18 protein-coding genes are annotated in these 18251 nt (G+C 59.7%); 14 read left to right on the forward strand and 4 right to left on the reverse strand.

Annotation, left to right across the window (positions count from 1 at the left end; all coding sequences use genetic code 11):
- Nucleotides 1-252: 252 nt before the first annotated feature.
- The 14 genes from ACOQOY_RS21650 to ACOQOY_RS21715 all read left to right on the forward strand — a co-directional run bounded on the left by ACOQOY_RS21650 (nucleotide 253) and on the right by ACOQOY_RS21715 (nucleotide 12981).
- Complete coding sequence (locus tag ACOQOY_RS21650) at nucleotides 253-741, forward strand: MarR family winged helix-turn-helix transcriptional regulator (protein WP_420587454.1); 489 nt, start codon at nucleotides 253-255, stop codon at nucleotides 739-741.
- Nucleotides 738-1715, forward strand: coding sequence for a winged helix-turn-helix transcriptional regulator (locus ACOQOY_RS21655; RefSeq protein WP_420587455.1), 978 nt, complete (start codon nucleotides 738-740; stop codon nucleotides 1713-1715). Before ACOQOY_RS21650 ends, ACOQOY_RS21655 begins: the two co-directional genes overlap by 4 nt.
- A 434-nt stretch (nucleotides 1716-2149) precedes the next feature.
- The gene (locus ACOQOY_RS21660; RefSeq protein WP_420587456.1) at nucleotides 2150-2602 is read left to right on the forward strand and encodes a CoxG family protein; all 453 of its coding nucleotides are present in this window, start codon (nucleotides 2150-2152) and stop codon (nucleotides 2600-2602) included.
- Between the two features lie 30 nt (nucleotides 2603-2632).
- Nucleotides 2633-3400, forward strand: a complete 768-nt coding sequence (locus ACOQOY_RS21665; protein ID WP_420587457.1) for an enoyl-CoA hydratase-related protein — start codon at nucleotides 2633-2635, stop codon at nucleotides 3398-3400.
- Nucleotides 3401-4261, forward strand: coding sequence for an FAD binding domain-containing protein (locus tag ACOQOY_RS21670; protein ID WP_420587458.1), 861 nt, complete (start codon nucleotides 3401-3403; stop codon nucleotides 4259-4261).
- Nucleotides 4258-4746, forward strand: a complete 489-nt coding sequence (locus ACOQOY_RS21675; protein ID WP_420587459.1) for a (2Fe-2S)-binding protein — start codon at nucleotides 4258-4260, stop codon at nucleotides 4744-4746. Before ACOQOY_RS21670 ends, ACOQOY_RS21675 begins: the two co-directional genes overlap by 4 nt.
- Nucleotides 4743-5507 (forward strand): N-acyl homoserine lactonase family protein, encoded by a 765-nt coding sequence (locus ACOQOY_RS21680; protein ID WP_420587460.1) that lies wholly within the window; start codon nucleotides 4743-4745, stop codon nucleotides 5505-5507. Before ACOQOY_RS21675 ends, ACOQOY_RS21680 begins: the two co-directional genes overlap by 4 nt.
- Complete coding sequence (locus ACOQOY_RS21685) at nucleotides 5500-7869, forward strand: xanthine dehydrogenase family protein molybdopterin-binding subunit (RefSeq protein WP_420587461.1); 2370 nt, start codon at nucleotides 5500-5502, stop codon at nucleotides 7867-7869. Before ACOQOY_RS21680 ends, ACOQOY_RS21685 begins: the two co-directional genes overlap by 8 nt.
- A gap of 3 nt (nucleotides 7870-7872) precedes the next feature.
- The gene (locus ACOQOY_RS21690) at nucleotides 7873-8628 is read left to right on the forward strand and encodes an SDR family NAD(P)-dependent oxidoreductase (RefSeq protein WP_420587462.1); all 756 of its coding nucleotides are present in this window, start codon (nucleotides 7873-7875) and stop codon (nucleotides 8626-8628) included.
- 216 nt (nucleotides 8629-8844) lie between these two features.
- Nucleotides 8845-10005 (forward strand): iron-containing alcohol dehydrogenase, encoded by a 1161-nt coding sequence (locus ACOQOY_RS21695; RefSeq protein ID WP_420587463.1) that lies wholly within the window; start codon nucleotides 8845-8847, stop codon nucleotides 10003-10005.
- Nucleotides 10005-10451, forward strand: coding sequence for an acyl-CoA thioesterase (locus ACOQOY_RS21700; RefSeq protein ID WP_420587464.1), 447 nt, complete (start codon nucleotides 10005-10007; stop codon nucleotides 10449-10451). Before ACOQOY_RS21695 ends, ACOQOY_RS21700 begins: the two co-directional genes overlap by 1 nt.
- A 1-nt stretch (nucleotide 10452) precedes the next feature.
- On the forward strand, nucleotides 10453-11907 hold the full coding sequence (locus ACOQOY_RS21705; protein ID WP_420587465.1) for an NAD-dependent succinate-semialdehyde dehydrogenase: 1455 nt from the start codon (nucleotides 10453-10455) through the stop codon (nucleotides 11905-11907).
- Nucleotides 11908-11999: 92 nt separating this feature from the next.
- On the forward strand, nucleotides 12000-12359 hold the full coding sequence (locus tag ACOQOY_RS21710) for a hypothetical protein (protein ID WP_420587466.1): 360 nt from the start codon (nucleotides 12000-12002) through the stop codon (nucleotides 12357-12359).
- A 175-nt stretch (nucleotides 12360-12534) separates the two neighbouring features.
- Nucleotides 12535-12981, forward strand: coding sequence for a group III truncated hemoglobin (locus tag ACOQOY_RS21715; protein ID WP_420587467.1), 447 nt, complete (start codon nucleotides 12535-12537; stop codon nucleotides 12979-12981).
- Between the two features lie 280 nt (nucleotides 12982-13261).
- Here ACOQOY_RS21715 and ACOQOY_RS21720 read toward each other — a convergent pair whose 3' ends face one another.
- From ACOQOY_RS21720 to ACOQOY_RS21735, 4 genes are read right to left on the reverse strand one after another with little or no spacing between them, the layout of a single operon-like run.
- Nucleotides 13262-13639, reverse strand: coding sequence for a DUF2147 domain-containing protein (locus ACOQOY_RS21720; protein WP_420587468.1), 378 nt, complete (start codon nucleotides 13637-13639; stop codon nucleotides 13262-13264).
- Between the two features lie 27 nt (nucleotides 13640-13666).
- Nucleotides 13667-14821 carry an acyl-CoA dehydrogenase family protein gene (locus ACOQOY_RS21725; RefSeq protein ID WP_420587469.1) on the reverse strand — a complete coding sequence of 385 codons (1155 nt, stop codon included), beginning with the start codon at nucleotides 14819-14821 and terminating at the stop codon, nucleotides 13667-13669.
- On the reverse strand, nucleotides 14818-16971 hold the full coding sequence (locus tag ACOQOY_RS21730) for a 3-hydroxyacyl-CoA dehydrogenase NAD-binding domain-containing protein (RefSeq protein WP_420587470.1): 2154 nt from the start codon (nucleotides 16969-16971) through the stop codon (nucleotides 14818-14820). Before ACOQOY_RS21730 ends, ACOQOY_RS21725 begins: the two co-directional genes overlap by 4 nt.
- Nucleotides 16972-16982: 11 nt before the next feature.
- A complete protein-coding gene (locus ACOQOY_RS21735; RefSeq protein WP_420587471.1) occupies nucleotides 16983-18191 on the reverse strand; it encodes an acetyl-CoA C-acetyltransferase in 1209 nt (402 codons plus the stop codon).
- Nucleotides 18192-18251 lie beyond the last annotated feature (60 nt).

Raw genomic sequence — 18251 nt, forward strand, 5'->3', positions numbered from 1 at the left:
CCCAAGGATCACAGGGCGCACGGCGGACGGCTTTGATCTGCCGACTGTCGCGCCACACAAGCGAAGTACTGTTTGGTTGTGCAACAGTTGCGAACCGCACTCCGGCCCCCTTTCTCCTCCACGCACAAGTCTAGTTGTGCAATTGCAATATTAGATAACGTTATTATCTTTTTCTGGCAACCCGCTTGTTGAATCGCAACGAAATAAGGTAGGTTCGCACAAGTGACCCCGTCACACGCGCAAGGGAATCGCATGAAAGACGCCGCAAACTCAAACCGCTACCGCTCGGCGGCACGATCTCATGATCCGGCCAACATGGCCTATTTGGAAAGCACGCTGGGCTATCGAATAAAGCTTGGGCTGGTGGCGTTGTACCGCGAGATCTACGAATCGCTGGGCGATACGGACCTGACCTTGGTTCAGTTTTCCGTCCTCTGTATCGCGCTGGACAATCCGGGAATTGCGCAGTCTGAGATTGCAAGTGCATTGGGTGTGGAAAGGCCGCGGTTGGTTCCGATCATCGACAGCCTTGAGCAACGCGATTTGGCCGAGCGCCGCCCCAACCCCATCGACCGCAGGTCGCGGATGATCTTTCTGACACCAAAGGGGGAAACCTGCGTTAAGTCTCTCAAGAAAAACTTCGATGCCCATCAGGCGCAATTGCGGTCCCGGATGGGGGGCGATAAGTTCGACAGCCTGATGGACGCCCTGGATTGGATTGTGAAAAACACGCAGAAATGACACTGAACGCCAGCCCAGACGAAAAACAAAAAACTGCACGCCCTGTCGTGCTTGAGCGGCATTGCTCGGTCCGGCGCACGGTCGAGATCGTTTTGGACAGCTGGAGCTTTCTGATCCTGCGAGAATCCTTCTTTGGCGTGAAGCGGTTCGATAAATTTCAGACCCGCCTGGGCATCCCCCGCCAAACCCTTTCGAACCGCCTGAGCAAACTGGTTGAAAACGGCATTCTGTCAACGGGCACCCGCCCAAATGAGCGCGGCAAGCAGTATTTCTTCACCGCGCGTGGCAAGGACCTGTTTCCAACCATGCTTTCGCTGATGGAGTTCGGGGACAAGTGGCTGGCTGGCGACGAGCTGCCCCCGCTGCAATTGACCCACAAACGCTGCGGCAAGGAATGCCGCCCTATCACTGTCTGTTCGGAGTGCAAAACGCCCGTAAACGCCTGGGATGTTGCCCATCGCGACGGTCCCGGGGCAGGTTATTCCCCGCCCGAACTGCGCAAATCCACCCGACGCAACTCCGATCCAAAGCTGCTGCAAAGGGTGCGCCCATGCTCGGTTGCGCGCAGCCTGTCGATCATTGGCGACCGCTGGAGCTTTCTCATCCTGCGCGAAGGCTGGTTCGGCGTGCGCAGGTTCGATGAAATGCGCGAGAATTTGGGGATCGCCACCAACATCCTGACCGACCGATTGAATCATCTGGTTGAAACGGGTGTGCTCCGCAAGGTGCCCTACAACGCCGCCGGTGATCGTTACGAATATCGCTTCACGAAAATGGGCATCGACCTGTACAAGCCGATGCTGGCGATGATGGCCTGGGGCGACCGCTGGCTGAGCGATGGCAACCCGCCGCTGAAGCTGCGCCACAAAGCCTGCGGGCAGGACTTCCATGCGCAGGTTGTTTGCAGTGAATGTCTGGAACCTATCGACGCGTCGGCCACCACGCACAGGCTTAGGTATACTCTGGACGAGTGATTAGCCGATTCTGAAATGCCGGCGCTCTTCCGGCCCTAGCTGAACTTATCGCTAAATCACGCTGGGCAAGAATTTCCTTTCGGCTGCCTTGCGACAGGCTCGGCCAACCCCTTTGCAGAACGGGTTTTTTGAACCCCGCCCCCAAATCCCACATTGAGACCTTTCGCTGGCAAAGGGAATTTTACAGCTGAGGCTTGACTGCTGCCCCTTCTTTAGTCTAGTTACGCAAGTTATTAATTGGAGAAGGAACGCACAAGTAGGCCCATTTCTAACTATTTTCATTGTCGGCTTGCCGAAGAATCAAGTCTTCTACTGAAAGTGCGTGGGTTTATCAGAAGGCGCTAAGAATTCGGTCGACAGCCCGAAAATTTCCTTTTCCACAGAAACGACGATCCTGATCGGCCCGCCGGTCAAACCCGTGAACAGGAGCCGACATGGAACTGAACGACGCCATCACCATCCCCGCCGGGCGCGAGGCCGTCTGGAAGGCCCTCAACGATGTTGATGTTCTGCGCCAGTGCATTCCCGGCTGCGAAGAACTGACGCAGGACAGCCCGACCGACATGGCCGCGAAAGTCACGCTGAAGGTTGGCCCGATCAAGGCGAAGTTCGCGGGTGAAGTGACACTCAGCGACATCAACGCGCCCGAAGGCTATGTTTTGTCCGGCGAAGGCAAAGGCGGCGTCGCCGGTTTCGCCAAGGGCTCGGCCACGGTGCGGTTGGAAGAGGTTTCGGCCAACGAGACCATCCTGCACTACGACGCCAAGGCCGACGTTGGCGGCAAGATCGCTCAGCTTGGGGCGCGTCTGCTGAACAGCACCGCCAAGAAGCTGGCCAAGAAATTCTTCGACGACTTCAACACAGTTGTCACCGAGTCTGTCACCTAACCCTTCTAGTCAGGAAGCCTGAACGCCACCATGTCCGACATTCTGGTTAAAAACGAAAACGGTGTCGCCACCGTAACGATCAATCGCCCGCAAATACGTAATACTGTTACCTATGACATGTGGAACGGGTTTGCGGAAATCTTTGACGCGCTGTCCGCCGACAAATCTGTGCGGTCGGTCATCCTGACTGGCGCGGGCGGGGATTTCTCGGCCGGGGCTGATATCAGCGAGTTCGGCAAAACCCGCGAGAATCTGGAAAAGGCCAAAGAGTACGAGGTTGCGGTCGACAAAGGCTGCGCCGCGATCATGCACTGCGCCAAGCCGGTCATTGCCGTGAACTTCGGCTACACACTGGGCGGCGGCGCGCATTTGGCGATGTCTGCTGACTTCCGCTATGCGCATACCGAGGCCAAGTTCGGCATCCCAGCAGCCAACCTGTCCATCGTTTACGGCGTGCAGGCCACGCGCAAACTGCTCGCTCTGGTCGGTCTGACCGAGGCCAAGCGCATCCTCTATTCCGCGCAGCGCTTCAATGCCGAACACGCCCATAGGATCGGTTTCGTGGATCACGTCTCCGAAGCTCCGATGGCCGCAGCGGTTGAATTTGCCGGTGCGCTGGCCGCGAAGGCTCCGCTGACGCAGGGCGGCGCGAAATACATCCTCAACAGCGTTGCGCTTCAGGAATTTGATACGCACAAGGCGGACGCTTTGATCGACGGTGCCGCCGCCAGCTTTGACTATTCCGAAGGTCGCAACGCCTTTGCCGAAAAGCGCTCACCGGCGTTTCGGGGGGAATAGATGAAGCCCGCCGCATTCGAATATGTCCGGCCTGAAACGCTGTCTGAGGCGGTTGAGGCGTTGGACCATGACGACGCCAAAATCATTGCGGGCGGGCAGAGCCTGGTGCCGATGATGAACTTCCGCCTGGTGCAGCCCGAACGTCTGGTCGACATCAACCGCATCGCTGAACTCAGCCAGATCGAAAAGACCGAGACCGGCATCCGCATCGGCGCTCTGGTACGTCACGCCGAAGCCGCGCAAAGTGAGCTGCTGGCCGACCACCTGCCGATCATTCGTGAAGCAATGGCGCATGTGGCCCATGTCGCCATCCGCAACCGAGGCACTATCGCAGGCAGTCTATGCCACGCGGACCCTTCAGCGGAATGGCCGCTGCTGGTGACTTTGCTGGACGGTGAGATCGAAATTCTGGGCGGCGACGGTCCCCGCACGGCAGAACCGGATGAGTTCTTCCTGGCCCCGCTGGTCACTGACATCGAAGAGACCGAACTGGTCACCAGCATCCACCTGCCCCTGCCCGACGCGCCCTGCGGCATGGCCTTTGATGAGGTCGCGCAGCGCGCAGGCGATTTTGCCGTGGTCGCAGCCGGAGCGGTTGTGCGCGTCGAAGATGGGCAATTCGCCGAGGTGCGACTGGGGCTGGGCGGCGTCTTTGACACCTCGGTCCGCGCCACCGCGCTGGAAGAAGCCCTGACCGGCCAACCCGCCACGGCCGAGGCCATCGAGGCCGCGTTGCCGCTGGCCATAGAAGACCTTGAACCAAACGATGACCTGCACGCCTCGGCCGCTTACCGGCTGAGCCTTGTGCCGGTTCTGGCGCGCCGGGTCCTGACCCGCGCTATGAGCGAGGCCACAGCATGACCGGCAAGACACAAATCTCTCTGACCGTGAATGGCGAAGCGTTCGACGCCTATGTCGAACCCCGGATGCTGGCCGCCGATTTCCTGCGGGACGAGCTGGGCCTGACCGGCACCCATGTCGGCTGCGAACACGGTGTCTGCGGCGCATGCACCATCACTCTGAACGGCGTTTCCGCCCGGTCCTGCCTGATGCTGGCCGTGCAACTGGAAGGCATGGATGTGCAAACGGTCGAGGGCCTTGGCACCACCCGCAAAATGCACCGCATTCAAGAGGCGTTCCGCGAACATCACGCCCTGCAATGCGGCTTCTGCACGCCCGGATTCCTGATGACCGTGCGCGACATTCTGGACACCCTGCCCCTGCGCAATGACGAAGAAATCCGCGACGCGCTGTCGGGCAATATCTGCCGCTGCACCGGCTATGACCATATCGTCAAAGCCGTCCGCACGCTGGTCAATGAACGAGACGGAGTACCCAACCTATGAAGATGCACATTCTCGATGCGGGCCGTCTGGCCATGAAAAAGCGGATCTACGTGCCCGAATGCACCGACAAGACCGAGATGATCGAACTGCCGGTCATGGCTGTTCTGCTGCGTCACAAGGATGCCAATATCCTGTTTGACACAGGCTATCACACGCAGGTCATCACCGATGCCGAAGGTCGCTGGGGTCCGCTGGCGCGCGCGATGCAGGTGATCGGAACGCCCGAGAATAACGTGATCGACAGCCTCAAGGCCGTTGGCCTAGCGCCGGAAGACATAGACATCGTGGTGAATTCCCATTTCCACCCCGACCACGCGGGCTGCAACGAGTTCTTCACCAATGCCCGCGTTGTTGTGCATGAAAAGGAATTGGCCGCTGCGCGCAGCGAAGAAGGTGCAGCGCTGGGTCTGATGCCCGAAGACTGGGATCATCCGATGCCGATGGAGACGGTGACCGAAGGTCATGACCTGATGGGCGACGGCTCGATCATCACCATCGACCTACCCGGCCACACCCCCGGCCTGATGGGTCTGAAGGTGCAGCTGGAAAACACTGGCACGGTGCTGCTGGTCTCGGACGCCGTAAACCTGCGCCGCAACCTGGACAATGACGAAGTTCCAAAAAACGCATGGGATGCGGATGCGGTGTTGGCCTCGTATGAAAAGGTCCGCAAGCTTGAGGCTGAAGGCGGCACGCTCATCTGTTGTCACGATGACGAGCAATATAACGCCCTGAAAAAAGGCGCGGATGCCTATGACTGACGCCACCGCCTATACGCGTCCCAAATATGTGGGCAAACCGGTGCAGCGGCTGGAGGACCCGCGTCTTCTGACAGGTCGCGGCCGCTACACAGCGGATATCCAGCTGCCGCGCATGGCGCATCTGGCCTTTATCCGCTCGGATCAGGCCTATGCCCGGATCAAGGGCATTGATGCGGATGAGGCCCGCGCCCTGCCCGGTGTGATCGGCATATATACTGCCGATGATTTTGACCATATCCCCGAAATCAAAGCGCCCTCGAAAATGAAGAACTACCATGCCACCGCCTGTTCGGTTCTGGCTAAGGACGTGGTACGCTTCGTGGGTGAGCCTGTTGTGGCCATCGTCGCCTCCAGCCGTTACGTGGCCGAGGACGCTGCCGCGCTGGTCGAGATTGACTATGATCCGCTTGACGTCGCCGTCACCGCACGTGACGCAGTCGCCGAGGGCGCGCCGAAGCTGCATGACACGCTGACCTCGAACGTCATTCTGGAACGCACCTTTGCGACCGGCGACGCACCAGCCGAGATCGCCAACGCGCCCCACAAGGTTTCGGGCCGCTTCAACCTAACCCGCAAGACCTCGATGTCGACCGAGCCACGCGCCTATCTGGCCGACTACGACGCGGGCAAGGATGAACTGACGCTGTATGACTCGACCAACATCCCCGGCATTATTCGGGATGAGTTGGGGCGTCTGTTGAACCTGAACGGCAACCAGATCCGCGTGATCGCGCCGGATGTCGGTGGGTCGTTTGGGGGCAAAGGCTCTCTCTATCCCGAAGAGGTCATTGTCGCCGATCTGGCCCGCCAGCTGGAACGCCCGGTGAAATACGTGGCCGACCGGTTGGAGGAACTGACCTCTAGTTCGCAAGCTTTCGGTGAAGAGGTCGAGGCCACGCTGGCCTTCGATGCCGAGGGTCATTTCCTGGCGCTCAACGCCGAGATTATCGGTGATATCGGAGCCTATTCGATCTATCCGTGGACCGCAGCCCTGGAACCGGTTCAGGTCGCCAGCTTCCTGCCCGGCCCCTACAAAACACCGGCCTATCGCGGACGTGTGCGCGGGGTGTGCACTCCGAAACCGCCCACCGGACCCTATCGTGGTGTTGGGCGTCCGATGGCGGTGTTTGCCATGGAACGGCTCGTCGATCTGGCGGCAGCAGAGCTGGGCATATCCCCGGTTGAAATTCGTCGCCGCAACCTCGCCGAGGCACAGGATTTCCCGCATCGCATCGGCTCGGGCCTGATCTGGGATCGCTCGGGTTTTCAGGAATGTCTGGCCGCAGCAGAAAACGCCATCGACCTGACCGCTTTGCAGACGGAAAAACAGCAAAGCGACAAGTGGATCGGCGTCGGGTTTGCCTCTTACGCTGAACTCAGTGGCATTGGATCTCGCATTGCTGTGGCGCCGGGTATGCCGATGAACACCGGCGCAGAAACTGCGTCTGTGCGTATTGACGCCACCGGCGCAATCACCGCTAAATTCGGCATCGCGTCGCATGGTCAAAGCCTTGAGACGACACTGGCCCAGATCGTGGCCGAAGAGCTGGGCGTCAAGCCGCAGGACGTGCGCGTGATCCATGGGGACACCAAGGAAACGCCACATGGCACTGGCACCTATGCCAGCCGCTCGGCAGTTTTGGGCGGAGGGGCCGCGATCAAGACCACACAGGCGCTGCTGACCAAGGTCAAGCGCGTGGCAGCAACGCTGTTCGATGTTGACGCCGATCAGGTGGAAACCGGCGACGGGCGCATCTTTGTGCGCGACACCAACCACTCAATCGACTTCAAGGAACTGGCCCGCGTCGTTTATGCCGACATGACCACCCTGCCGATGGAGAAACGCGAAGCGCTTGAGGCGCAAGAGACCTTTGATCCTTTCCTCGGCACCACCACATCCTCGACCCATGTGGCTGTGGTCGAGATCGATCCGGAGACGCTAGCGATTAAGCTGCGCTCAGTCGTCGTGGCTGAGGATTGCGGCAGGCTGATCAATCCTCTGGTTGTTGATGGTCAGGTCCATGGTGGCGTGGCGCAAGGCGTCGGTGCGGCACTGTTGGAAGAGTTGAAGTTCGACGAAACCGGCCAGCCTATCACTGCGACCTTGGCGGACTATCTCGTGCCCACCTCGGCAGAAATGCCCGAGATGGATGTGCTGCACATCGAAACAGAACTACCGAACAACCCCGGAGGTTTCCGCGGCATGGGCGAAGGCGGCACCATCGGTGCCCCTGCCGCCATCGCTAACGCGGTGGCCGACGCTGTTTCTCATCTGGGCATCGGGATCAATTCGCTGCCCATCACACCAAACAAGCTGCATGCGCTGATCGCGGCGGCATCCGAACAGAACGAACAGGAGTAAGACATGGACCTCAACCTGAAAGGTAAAGTGGCGTTGGTCACCGGTGGTGGTCGCGATACCGGCGGTCAGATCGCTGAAACACTGGCCGCCGAGGGCGCAATCGTCGCTGTGAACTACCGCAAGTCAAAGGACGAGGCCGAAGCGGTTGTGAAATCCATCGAAGCGGCTGGCGGTCAGGCCAAGGCCTATCAGGCCGATATCGGCCACTATGATCAGGTCACCGCGATGGTCGATCAGATCGTTGCCGATTTTGGCCGCGTGGACATTCTGGTGAACAATGCCGGTTACGTCGTCTACAAGAAGTTTGTCGACACCACGCCCGAGCAGTGGAAAGCGCAGATCGACACCTGCCTCTATGGCGCGATCCATTGCTGCCACGCGGTTGCTCCGTACATGGAAAAGCAGAACGGTGGCCGTATCATTTCGTTGGTGGGTGACAGCTCTCGCATCGGCGAAGCCAATCTGGCGCTGGCGGCTGCCGCGCGCGGTGGCACCATCGCTCTGGGCAAATCGTTGGCGCGTGAACTGGGAAGGTTCAACGTCTGCGTGAACACCGTTTCGCTCGGTCTGGTGCAGACCGCGCATTCGGACGCTGCGTTCCTGGAAAAGCACATGGAAAAGATCGTCAAAGCCTACCCGGTGCGCCGCATCGGCAATCCGAACGACATCGCACCGATGGTGGCCTTCCTGTCGTCTGACGAGGCGTCGTGGATTACCGGTCAGGTGATCTCGGTCAACGGCGGGTTCTCGATGGTCTGACGTCATCGCGGCGCGCAGCATGGGAACGAAGATCTCATGCTGCGCACCGATCTGATCGCTCTGAACCCGGACCCTGTGGCGCGGCAGAACAAGGCCGCGCCAGAGAGGCTTGCGGATGGGGCGGCCAACCGCAAAATTACCTTTGTATGACAACGCGGTTCAAACTGAACGATCTGTTCGAAGCCAAAGCGTGACCCACAACCCAAGGACAAGGACATGACTCCCTTTACCTTCAACACCACCAAATCGCTGGTTTTCGAGACCGGCGCTGCCGCGCGTCTGGCCGAGGTCGCAGGTAAAACGCTGGGCAACACCGTCCTGCTGATTACGGACCCGGGCCTGCGCCAGCTGGGTCTGGCTGATCCCGCCATCGCTTCGTTGGAGGCAGCCGGCCATACTGTCGCGATCTTTGACAGCGTCGAGGCCGACCCCTCACGCGAAACCCTTATGACAGCGGTCGAATTCGGGCGTGACGCAGGCGCGACAGGGGTTCTGGGCTTCGGCGGTGGTTCTTCATTGGACGTGGCCAAACTGGTGGCGCTGCTGCTGGGGTCGGGAGAAGATCTGGACGAAGCTTGGGGCGTCGCCATGGCCAAAGGCCCGCGCCTGCCCCTCGTGCTGGTGCCGACCACGGCCGGAACAGGGTCCGAGGTCACGCCGGTCTCGATCATCACCGTCGGGGCTGAGGAAAAACGCGGTGTGTCCTCGCCCGTAATCCTGCCTGACATCGCCATACTGGACGCTGACCTGACCGTGGGCCTGCCTGCTCATATCACCGCAGCCACCGGCGTTGATGCGATGGTGCATGCAATTGAGGCCTATGCCTCAAAATCTGCCAACAACAACCCGCTGTCCAAGATGTTGGCGCGCGAGGCTCTGCGTCTGCTGGGGGCCAATATCGAAACCGCCGTCTTCAATGGTCAGGACAAGGACGCGCGCGGCGCGATGCTGCTGGGCTCGATGCTGGCCGGACAGGCGTTTGCGAACTCACCGGTTGCCGCTGTTCACGCGCTGGCCTACCCGATCGGCGGCACGTTCCACATTCCGCACGGGCTGTCGAACGCGTTGGTCCTGCCGCATGTGCTCCGCTTCAACGCACCTGATGCACATGGTCTCTACTCTGAGATCGCAGCGGACGCCTTCCCGCATCTGGCGCAGGTCGAGGGTTCTCAGGCCCGATGCGCCGCGTTCATCGACGCGCTGGCCGATCTGTCCTCGAAACTGGGCATGCAAACCCGCTTGCGCGATGTGAACATCCCCGAAGACGCCATCGGCAAAATGGCCTCGGACTCGATGCTTCAGCAGCGGCTGCTGGTGAACAACCCGCGCGAGGTTTCGGAACAAGACGCATTCAACATCTACAAGGCAGCCTGGTAATGGGTGAGAAAAAACCAATCACAACCCGCGCGGATTATGCGGATTTCTACCCTCTGCAAACGCGCTGGATGGACAACGACATCTATGGCCACATGAACAACGTGGTCCATTATTCATTGTTCGACACTGCCGTGAATGGCTGGCTGGTCGAACGAGGCCTTCTGGACCCGCGCAGCAGCGAAACTTACGGTCTGGTGGTCGAAACCGGCTGCAAATACCATGCCGAGATGGGCTTTCCTGACCGCGTGACCGCGGGTCTGCGTGTGGCGAAACTGGGCAATAGCTCGGTCCGTTATGAGGTCGCCCTGTTCCGCAATGACGATGACAGCGCTGCTGCCGAAGGGTTCTTTACCCATGTCTATGTCAACCGCAAAACGCACCGACCTTCGCCCATCGAAGAGGCCCGCCGCACCGCGTTCCAAAGCCTGATGAAAGAAAAAACCTGAAATGACCCTGAAGCTTTCCGACCCGTCCCTGCTGAGTACCAAGGCTTTGATCGGCGGCCAGTGGCTGCCCGCTGTCGACGGCAAAGAGCTTGTGGTAACCAACCCGTCGACCGGGGCAGAGCTGGCACGTGTTCCATCAGTGTCAGCGGACGAGGTCAAAACCGCGATCAAAGCAGCAGATGCGGCACAAAAAGACTGGGCTGCACGAACCGGCAAGGACCGCGCCGCCATTCTGCGGCGGTGGTTCGAACTGCTGCGCGAAAACCGCGAAGATCTGGGGCGTATTCTGACGGCAGAACAGGGTAAACCACTGGCCGAGGCCATTGGAGAGATCGACTATGCCGCAAGTTTCATCGAATGGTTCGGTGAAGAAGCCAAACGTGTTTATGGCGACACCATTCCCGGACATCAGCCTGACAAACGTATCGTGGTCATGAAGCAGCCCGTCGGCGTGACCGCTTGTGTAACCCCATGGAACTTCCCGGCGGCGATGATCACACGCAAGGCGGGGCCAGCGCTTGCGGCCGGGTGCTCTATGATCATCAAACCGGCAAGCCAGACACCTCTGTCTGCGCTGGCGCTGTGCATTCTGGCAGAGCGCGCGGGCGTTCCGGCAGGGGTTTTGTCTTGCGTCACCGGCTCTGCCCGCGTCATCGGTGCAGAGCTGACGTCCAACCCGATCATCCGCAAACTGTCCTTCACCGGCTCCACCGAAGTCGGCAAAGAGCTGATCAAGCAATGCGCGGATACGGTCAAGCGCACCTCGATGGAGCTGGGCGGCAATGCGCCTTTCATCGTCTTTGATGACGCTGATCTTGACGCAGCCGTCGAAGGCGCAATCGCCTCAAAATACCGCAATGCCGGTCAGACCTGTGTCTGCGCCAACCGATTTTTCGTACAGGCCGGTATCCACGACGCGTTTGTTGAGGCTCTGACCAAACGGGTTAAAGAACTGACCGTAGGCGACGGCTTCTCTGACGGCGTACAGATCGGTCCGATGATCGACATGCCAGCGGTCGAGAAAGTCGAAGAGCTGCTGGCCGACGCGGCAACACGAGGCGGTCAAACCTTGGTCGGCGGCAAACGCCACGCGCTTGGGCAAAGCTTTTTTGAACCAACCGTCGTGACGGGTGTGACATCCGATTTCCAGATCTTCAACGAAGAGATTTTCGGCCCTGTCGCGGCGATTGTTAAGTTCCAAGACCCCGAAGATATGTATGAGATGGCCAATGATACACCCTTTGGCCTTGCCGCCTATTTCTATGGGCAGAACCTGAGCCGGGTCTGGCGCACAGCCGAAGCTTTGGATTTCGGCATCGTAGGCGCAAACACCGGCATCATTTCAACCGAAGTGGCACCTTTCGGCGGCATGAAAGAAAGCGGCAACGGTCGCGAAGGATCAAAATATGGAATCGAAGATTACTTGGAGATCAAGTACTTATGCCTGTCTGTCTGAACAGGCTCTGGTTTGAACTTCAACACGACGCAGACCCAACGGCGCCCTTACAACAACCGGCACAATAGAAAGTTAACCACATGAACACAGCCTTGGCATACCTTATCGCGGTCATTCTCATTGGCGGAGGGGCCGGGCATCTGTTGCAGCCGGACTTCTTTATCGGATTTGTTCCAAGTTGGCTTCCGGGACCTCAGGTGGTGTTTCTGACCGGGTTGATGCAGATCGCGTTGGGCGTCATCACATTGTTGCCGAAAGCCCGTCCTTTCGGAGGCCTGCTGTTCGCCCTTTTGTGCCTGGGCTATATGCCGCTGCACGTTTGGGATCTGTTCCGGGACGATCCGGTTATTGCGCCGCTATGGGTCGCTGCTGTCCGAATCCTGTTTCAAATCGGATTTATTTGGGCCGGTTATCGGGTGTGGTCCGGATACAAAGCTTCTTCCGCACGGTGATCGGCCGCAAAGTCTGGTATCCGGAGGGCCCATTCTGCCATCTGATCGCCAAGGGCGTCGGAAGCGAAGACCTCAAGGAAAAAATACGTAAAAAGAACGGCTTACGAACATCTAACGGCCTGATACGGTTTAAGGAAACGCGCGATTTTTTGGATGTAATAATAAGGAGCGACCCTTGCTTGGTTTCTTACGTAAAAAATCTGCCCCGATTGCGGCGCCGCTTGTCTCTTCAACGGGCAAACCGCCGCGGTTTCCGATTACTCAGAACGAAATCGCCCGGCAAGTTCACATCTTCTACGCCTATGTGCAGGCGGATCACGAGTTATCGGACGTGCTGAACCGCTATATCGAAGACTGGAACGCGCATGAGAAAAAACTTCGGGCGTTCTGGGCCAAGGTCCTGCTGCACGAGCCCGGCTACGAAGGCGCAATGAACCGTGCACATGACGGGGTGGCCGAGTTGTCGCCCGACCTTTTGGAACGGTGGCTAGAGCACTTTCACGACGCCGCTCATGAGGTTCTGCCCGCTGACAGCGCAGACGAATGGGTGCGGATTGCACGGCAACTGGGCAAAAGCGTGATGGCAAATGCTCCGACGCCGGTTCAGGGCGCTGAAACCTGATCCGCGCGCTGATTTTACACAATAAAGAGGGGGCGATTTCACGGCCCCCTCTCTATCGCGTTTGACGCGAAACTGGTCTTGAGCGGCTAACGCGCACCGACAGCGGATCGTCTGAATCAGCCAACTAATAGCAATGCATCAGCACGCATTTGTTAGTATCGACAAAGCTTGGAAAACTTACGGGCGGAGCGAACCGAGAGCGTTAGACGCTCCGCCCGAAGCCCGGATCTCAGGGAAGGAGTGGCGAGAGTCCGGGTGGGAGACGTAATAGGTCTTGCGATTACTGCTTGGTCCAGTTCTGCGACCGGCAAATAATGCCGCCCAGAACGCAGCCTGCGACTTTGAGCTGACCGTTGCTTTTCAGCTCAAGATTGCCGTTGTACCATCTTTCGGTATCCGGTGCGTAGATTTTGCCGCCGCTGAATTCGTTTTCCCCGTCAGAAACCATGTCCTTGATGATCTGCGTGCCAACTGGGGCGCCGTCCTCGGCGTTAGTTTCGGTCATACTACCGCAAAATCCCGCGCCACAGGGCTGGATGTCGACAATGATATAAAGGCCCTCATCATTGGCTTCACTTTTCCACTTGCCGGTGATGTCGGCCAGTGCGGGCATTGCACTTAGCCCCAGGACGGCAGCAGTTGTCAGAATGCGCTTCATGGTGTGATCCTCCCTAGATCAGTTTGGTTATTTGCGGCGTTCATCAAGACCGAGGCTGCGACCGATGATTTCCTTCATGATCTCTGACGTGCCTGCATAGATGCGGTCGATGCGGGCATCCGCGTACAGGCGACAGATCTCATATTCCTCCATGTATCCGGCGCCTCCGTGCAGCTGGACACATTCATCGACGACCCAGCCCTCGACCTCGGAGGTATAGAGCTTGGCCTGGCTGGCCAGTTCGGCGGTCAGCTGTCCGTCGACGGCTTCCATCACGCAGTGATCCACCAGCGTCCAGCAGGTGTCGATCCTGGTGCGCGCGTCGGCCAGCTTGAAGCGCGAGTTTTGGAAGGTGCCGATCGGGCGGCCAAAGGCCTTGCGTTCCTGCACGAAGTCCAGCGTCAGACCAAAGGCCCGTTCGGCGCGCGCGGTGAAGCACCCGGCCGAGACCAGACGTTCTTCGGCCAGGTTCGTCATCAGTGCCTTGAAGCCTTGCGTAGGATTGCCCAGCACGTTCTCTTTCGGGATTTTGACATCCTCAAAGAACAGCTCGGCAGTGTCCTGACTGTGCAGGCCCATTTTCTTCAGCTTGCGGCCGCGCTTGAACCCTTCCATGCCCTCTTCGACCAGAAACAGGCCGACGGCATAGGGGTTTTCGGGGTCGGTCTTGGCCGCCACGATGCACAGGTCCGAGATGATCCCGTTCGAGATATAGGTTTTTGATCCGTTCAGAACCCAGTGGTCGCCCTTGTCGACCGCCCGCGCCTTCATCCCCGCCAGATCCGAGCCCGTCCCCGGTTCGGTCATGGCAATCGACAGGATGGTCTCGCCCGAGGTGACCTTGGGCAGGAACCGCGCCTTTTGTTCGTCATTGGCCAGCATCTTCAGATAGGGGCCGACGATGCGGTTGTGCAGCGGCAGGAAAAAGCCGGGCTCGATCCCCGCCATTTCCTCGATCAGAACCTGATCAAAGCGGAAATCGTCGATCCCCAGCCCGCCATGGTCTTCTTCGGCCCACATGCACAAAAAGCCCTGCTCGCCCGCGGATTTCCAGACATCCTTGGACACGAACCCCTGCGCGCGGAACTCTTCGGTCCGGGGTGCAAGCTCGGCCTGCACCCACTTTTGAACCGAATCCCGAAAGAGGGTGTGTTCCTCTTCGAAGAGGCGACGGCGGATCATTCTGCCGCCACCTGGATTGCGCCGCGCATCTTGTCCAGTTGCGCGTCAGTGATGCGGAAGCGGTCGCCGTATTTCTCGGCCAGCTCATCGGCGCGGGCCTTGAAGGCCTCAAAGCCAACGCCGCGGATGAACTGCAACGCACCGCCGGTATGGGCCGGGAAGCCGATGGCGAAGATCGAGCCGATATTGCCCTCGACCTCGGTGTTCAGCACCCCTTCGTCCAGACAGCGCAGGGTCTCGATGGCCTGACGGTAAAGGATACGGTCTTCGGCATCCTGCATGGACACGTTCAGGTCACGCTCCTTGAACTGGCTCAGCCCGTCCCACAGCGACTTGGAGCCGTCTTCGTGGTAGGTGTAGAAGCCTGCCTTGTCCCAGTTGCGGCCCGCGCGCTTCAGCTCGATCATCTTGTCGCCAACCGCGCGGGTTGCAGTCATATCGACCGGGTAACCATTTTCGACGCCCAGACGTTCATCCAGCGCTTTGTGCGTCTCATAGACCTTGCGCGACAGAACCATCGACACTTCGTCATGCACGGCCAGCGGGCCGACTGGCATGCCGACTTTCCACGCAGCGCGTTCCACGGCAACGGCGCTCAGGCCGTCCTGCAACAGGGCCTGACCTTCATCCATGAAAGTGCCGAACACGCGCGAGGTAAAGAAGCCGCGGCTGTCATTCACGACGATCGGCAGATAGCCGATCTGCTGGACGTAATCATAGGCCTTGCGCAGGGTTTCCTGGCTGGTCTGTTCCCCCATGATGATCTCGACGATCTTCATCTTGTCGACGGGCGAGAAGAAGTGCAGGCCGATGAACCGGCTGGGATCGGGGCAGCTTTCGGCCAGCAGGCTGATCGGCAGGGTCGAGGTGTTCGAGCCATAGATGCCGTCATCGGCCAGTTTCGCGAAGGTGGCCGGGATGACCTTTTCCTTCAGGGCGATGTCTTCGAACACCGCCTCGACGATCAGGTCGGTGCCGGCATAGGTGTCGTCATCATCGGTGGGGGTGATGCACTCCAGCAGCGCCTGCGCCTTGGCGTCGTCCATGCGGCCGCGCGATTTGGCCTTCTCGGTCAGTTTCACCGAATAGCCTTTGCCTTTCTCGGCATTCTCCAGCGACAGATCCTTCAGCGCGGTTTTCAGGCCCCGCGCACCATGGGCATAGGCAATGCCCGCACCCATCATGCCCGCGCCCAGAACGGCCGAGCTGCTGGCCTTCCACTGCTCGTCTTCGGGGCGGACCTTGCCGGATTTGATGCCCTGCATGCCGAAGAAGAAGGTGCTGATCGCAGCCTTGCATTCCGGCGTCTGCATCAACTCGACAATCCCGCGGGTCTCAACCCGCAACGCGCTGTCAAAGCCCATCCGCATCGAGTTGATGGCGATGTCCATGATCTTGGCCGGAGCAGGCAGCAGACCGCGCGTCTTGGCATACAGCATCGTCGGGGCCATCTGCGCCACCTGACGGATGTTCGGATCGGTCGCCTGACCGCCGGGATATGTGAAGCCACGCACGTCCCAGGGCTGGGTCGCCGCTTCGGGGTTGGCCTTGATCCAGGCTTTCGCAGTTGGGATCAGGGCGTCGGCCTCTTCGACCAGCGCATCCACCAGACCGGATTTCAGCGCGGCCGCCGGTTTCAGCTGCTTGCCTTCAACCAACAGCGGCAGCGCCTTTTCCAGACCAATCGTGGCCACCAGACGCACCACGCCACCGGCGCCGGGCAGCAGGCCCAGCGTGGCTTCGGGCAGACCGACAACCGCCTTGGGCGTGTTCAGCACAACGCGATGGTTGCAGGCCAGGCACAGCTCGTACCCGCCGCCCAACGCCGCGCCGTTGATGGCCGCAACCGCCGGAACCGGCAGTTTGTCCAGGCGGCGGAACGGTGCCTTGGTGCGCTCAACATCCGCAAACAGCTCGGCCGAGGTGGCGGTGGCGTTCAGGATCTCGCCCAGATCACCGCCGGCAAAAAAGGTCTTCTTGGCCGAGGCAAACACCACCCCGGTCAGCCCCTCTTCGGCCTCAAGGCGATCCATGATCTCGGTCATGGCGGCCTTCCACGCGGCATTCATGGTGTTGGCCGACTGGCCCTGCGCGTCAAAGGTAACGGTTACGATGCCGTCGGCATCCTTGTCGTAGATATATTCAGCCATTTTCTTATCCCTCACACGCGTTCGATGATGCTGGCGATGCCCATGCCGCCCGCGACACACATGGTGATCAGCGCACGTTTCAGATTGCGGCGTTCCAGCTCGTCAATCATGGTGCCCACCAGCATGCCACCGGTCGCGCCCAGCGGGTGACCCATCGCAATCGCACCACCCACGACGTTCAATTTCTCGTCCGGCACATCCAGATCGCGCTGCAAACGCATCGCGACCGAGGCGAAAGCTTCGTTAATCTCCACCAGATCAATGTCGTCGATGGTCAGACCCGCCTTTTCCAACGCTTTCTTCGACGCCGGTCCGGGGCCGGTCAGCATGATGGTCGGCTCCGACGCGGTCAGCGCCACCGAGATCACACGGGCACGCGGGGTCAGGCCCAGCTCTTTTCCGATCTTTTCATTGCCAACCATGACCAGCGAAGCACCGTCCACGATGCCCGAGCTGTTGCCGGGGGTGTGGACATGGTTGATCCGTTCAATCTCGGGGTAGCGCGACAGGGCCACCGCATCAAAGCCGAACTGACCCGGCTTGACGAAGCTCGCCTTGAGCCCGCCCAGAGTCTGCATATCAGTGTTGGGCTTGATGAAGTCGTCGCGCTCCAGAATGGTCAGGCCGTTGTCGTCCTTGACCGGCACCACCGATTTGTCGAACCAGCCATTGTCGCGGGCATGGGCCGCGCGGCGCTGGCTTTCAACGGCAAAGGCGTCCACGTCGTCGCGGCTCCAGCCTTCGACGGTTGCGATCAGGTCGGCCCCGATGCCCTGCGGCACGAACCCGGTTTGCTGAACGGTTTCCGGGTCTTCCATGAACGGGCCGCCATCCGATCCCATTGGAACGCGGCTCATGCTTTCATAGCCACCGGCGCAGATCAGATCTTCCCAACCCGACGCGACGCGGGCAGCCGCCGCATTGAACGTGTCCAGGCCCGAGGCACAGAACCGGTTCAGCTGCGCACCGGCAACCTTTTCGTCCCAGCCCGCCTTTTGCAGCGCGATCTTGGGCAGCACCGCGCCCTGTTCGGCCACCGGACCCACACAGCCCAGCACCACGTCATCGACGCGGGCGGTGTCCAGATCGTGACGGCCCTGCATTTCATCCAGCAGAGTGGTTACAAGGTTGATCGGTTTCACTTCGTTCAGCGCACCATCGGCTTTGCCCTTGGAGCGCGGTGTCCGGATCGCGTCATATACGAATGCGGCTTCGGTCATCGGAAGTCCTGTATGTTGGATTTGGATTGAGAACCGGCAGCGCGGGCCGCCGGTGGGAAT

The organism is Ruegeria sp., from assembly GCF_965221235.1.
Lineage (GTDB): Bacteria > Pseudomonadota > Alphaproteobacteria > Rhodobacterales > Rhodobacteraceae > Ruegeria.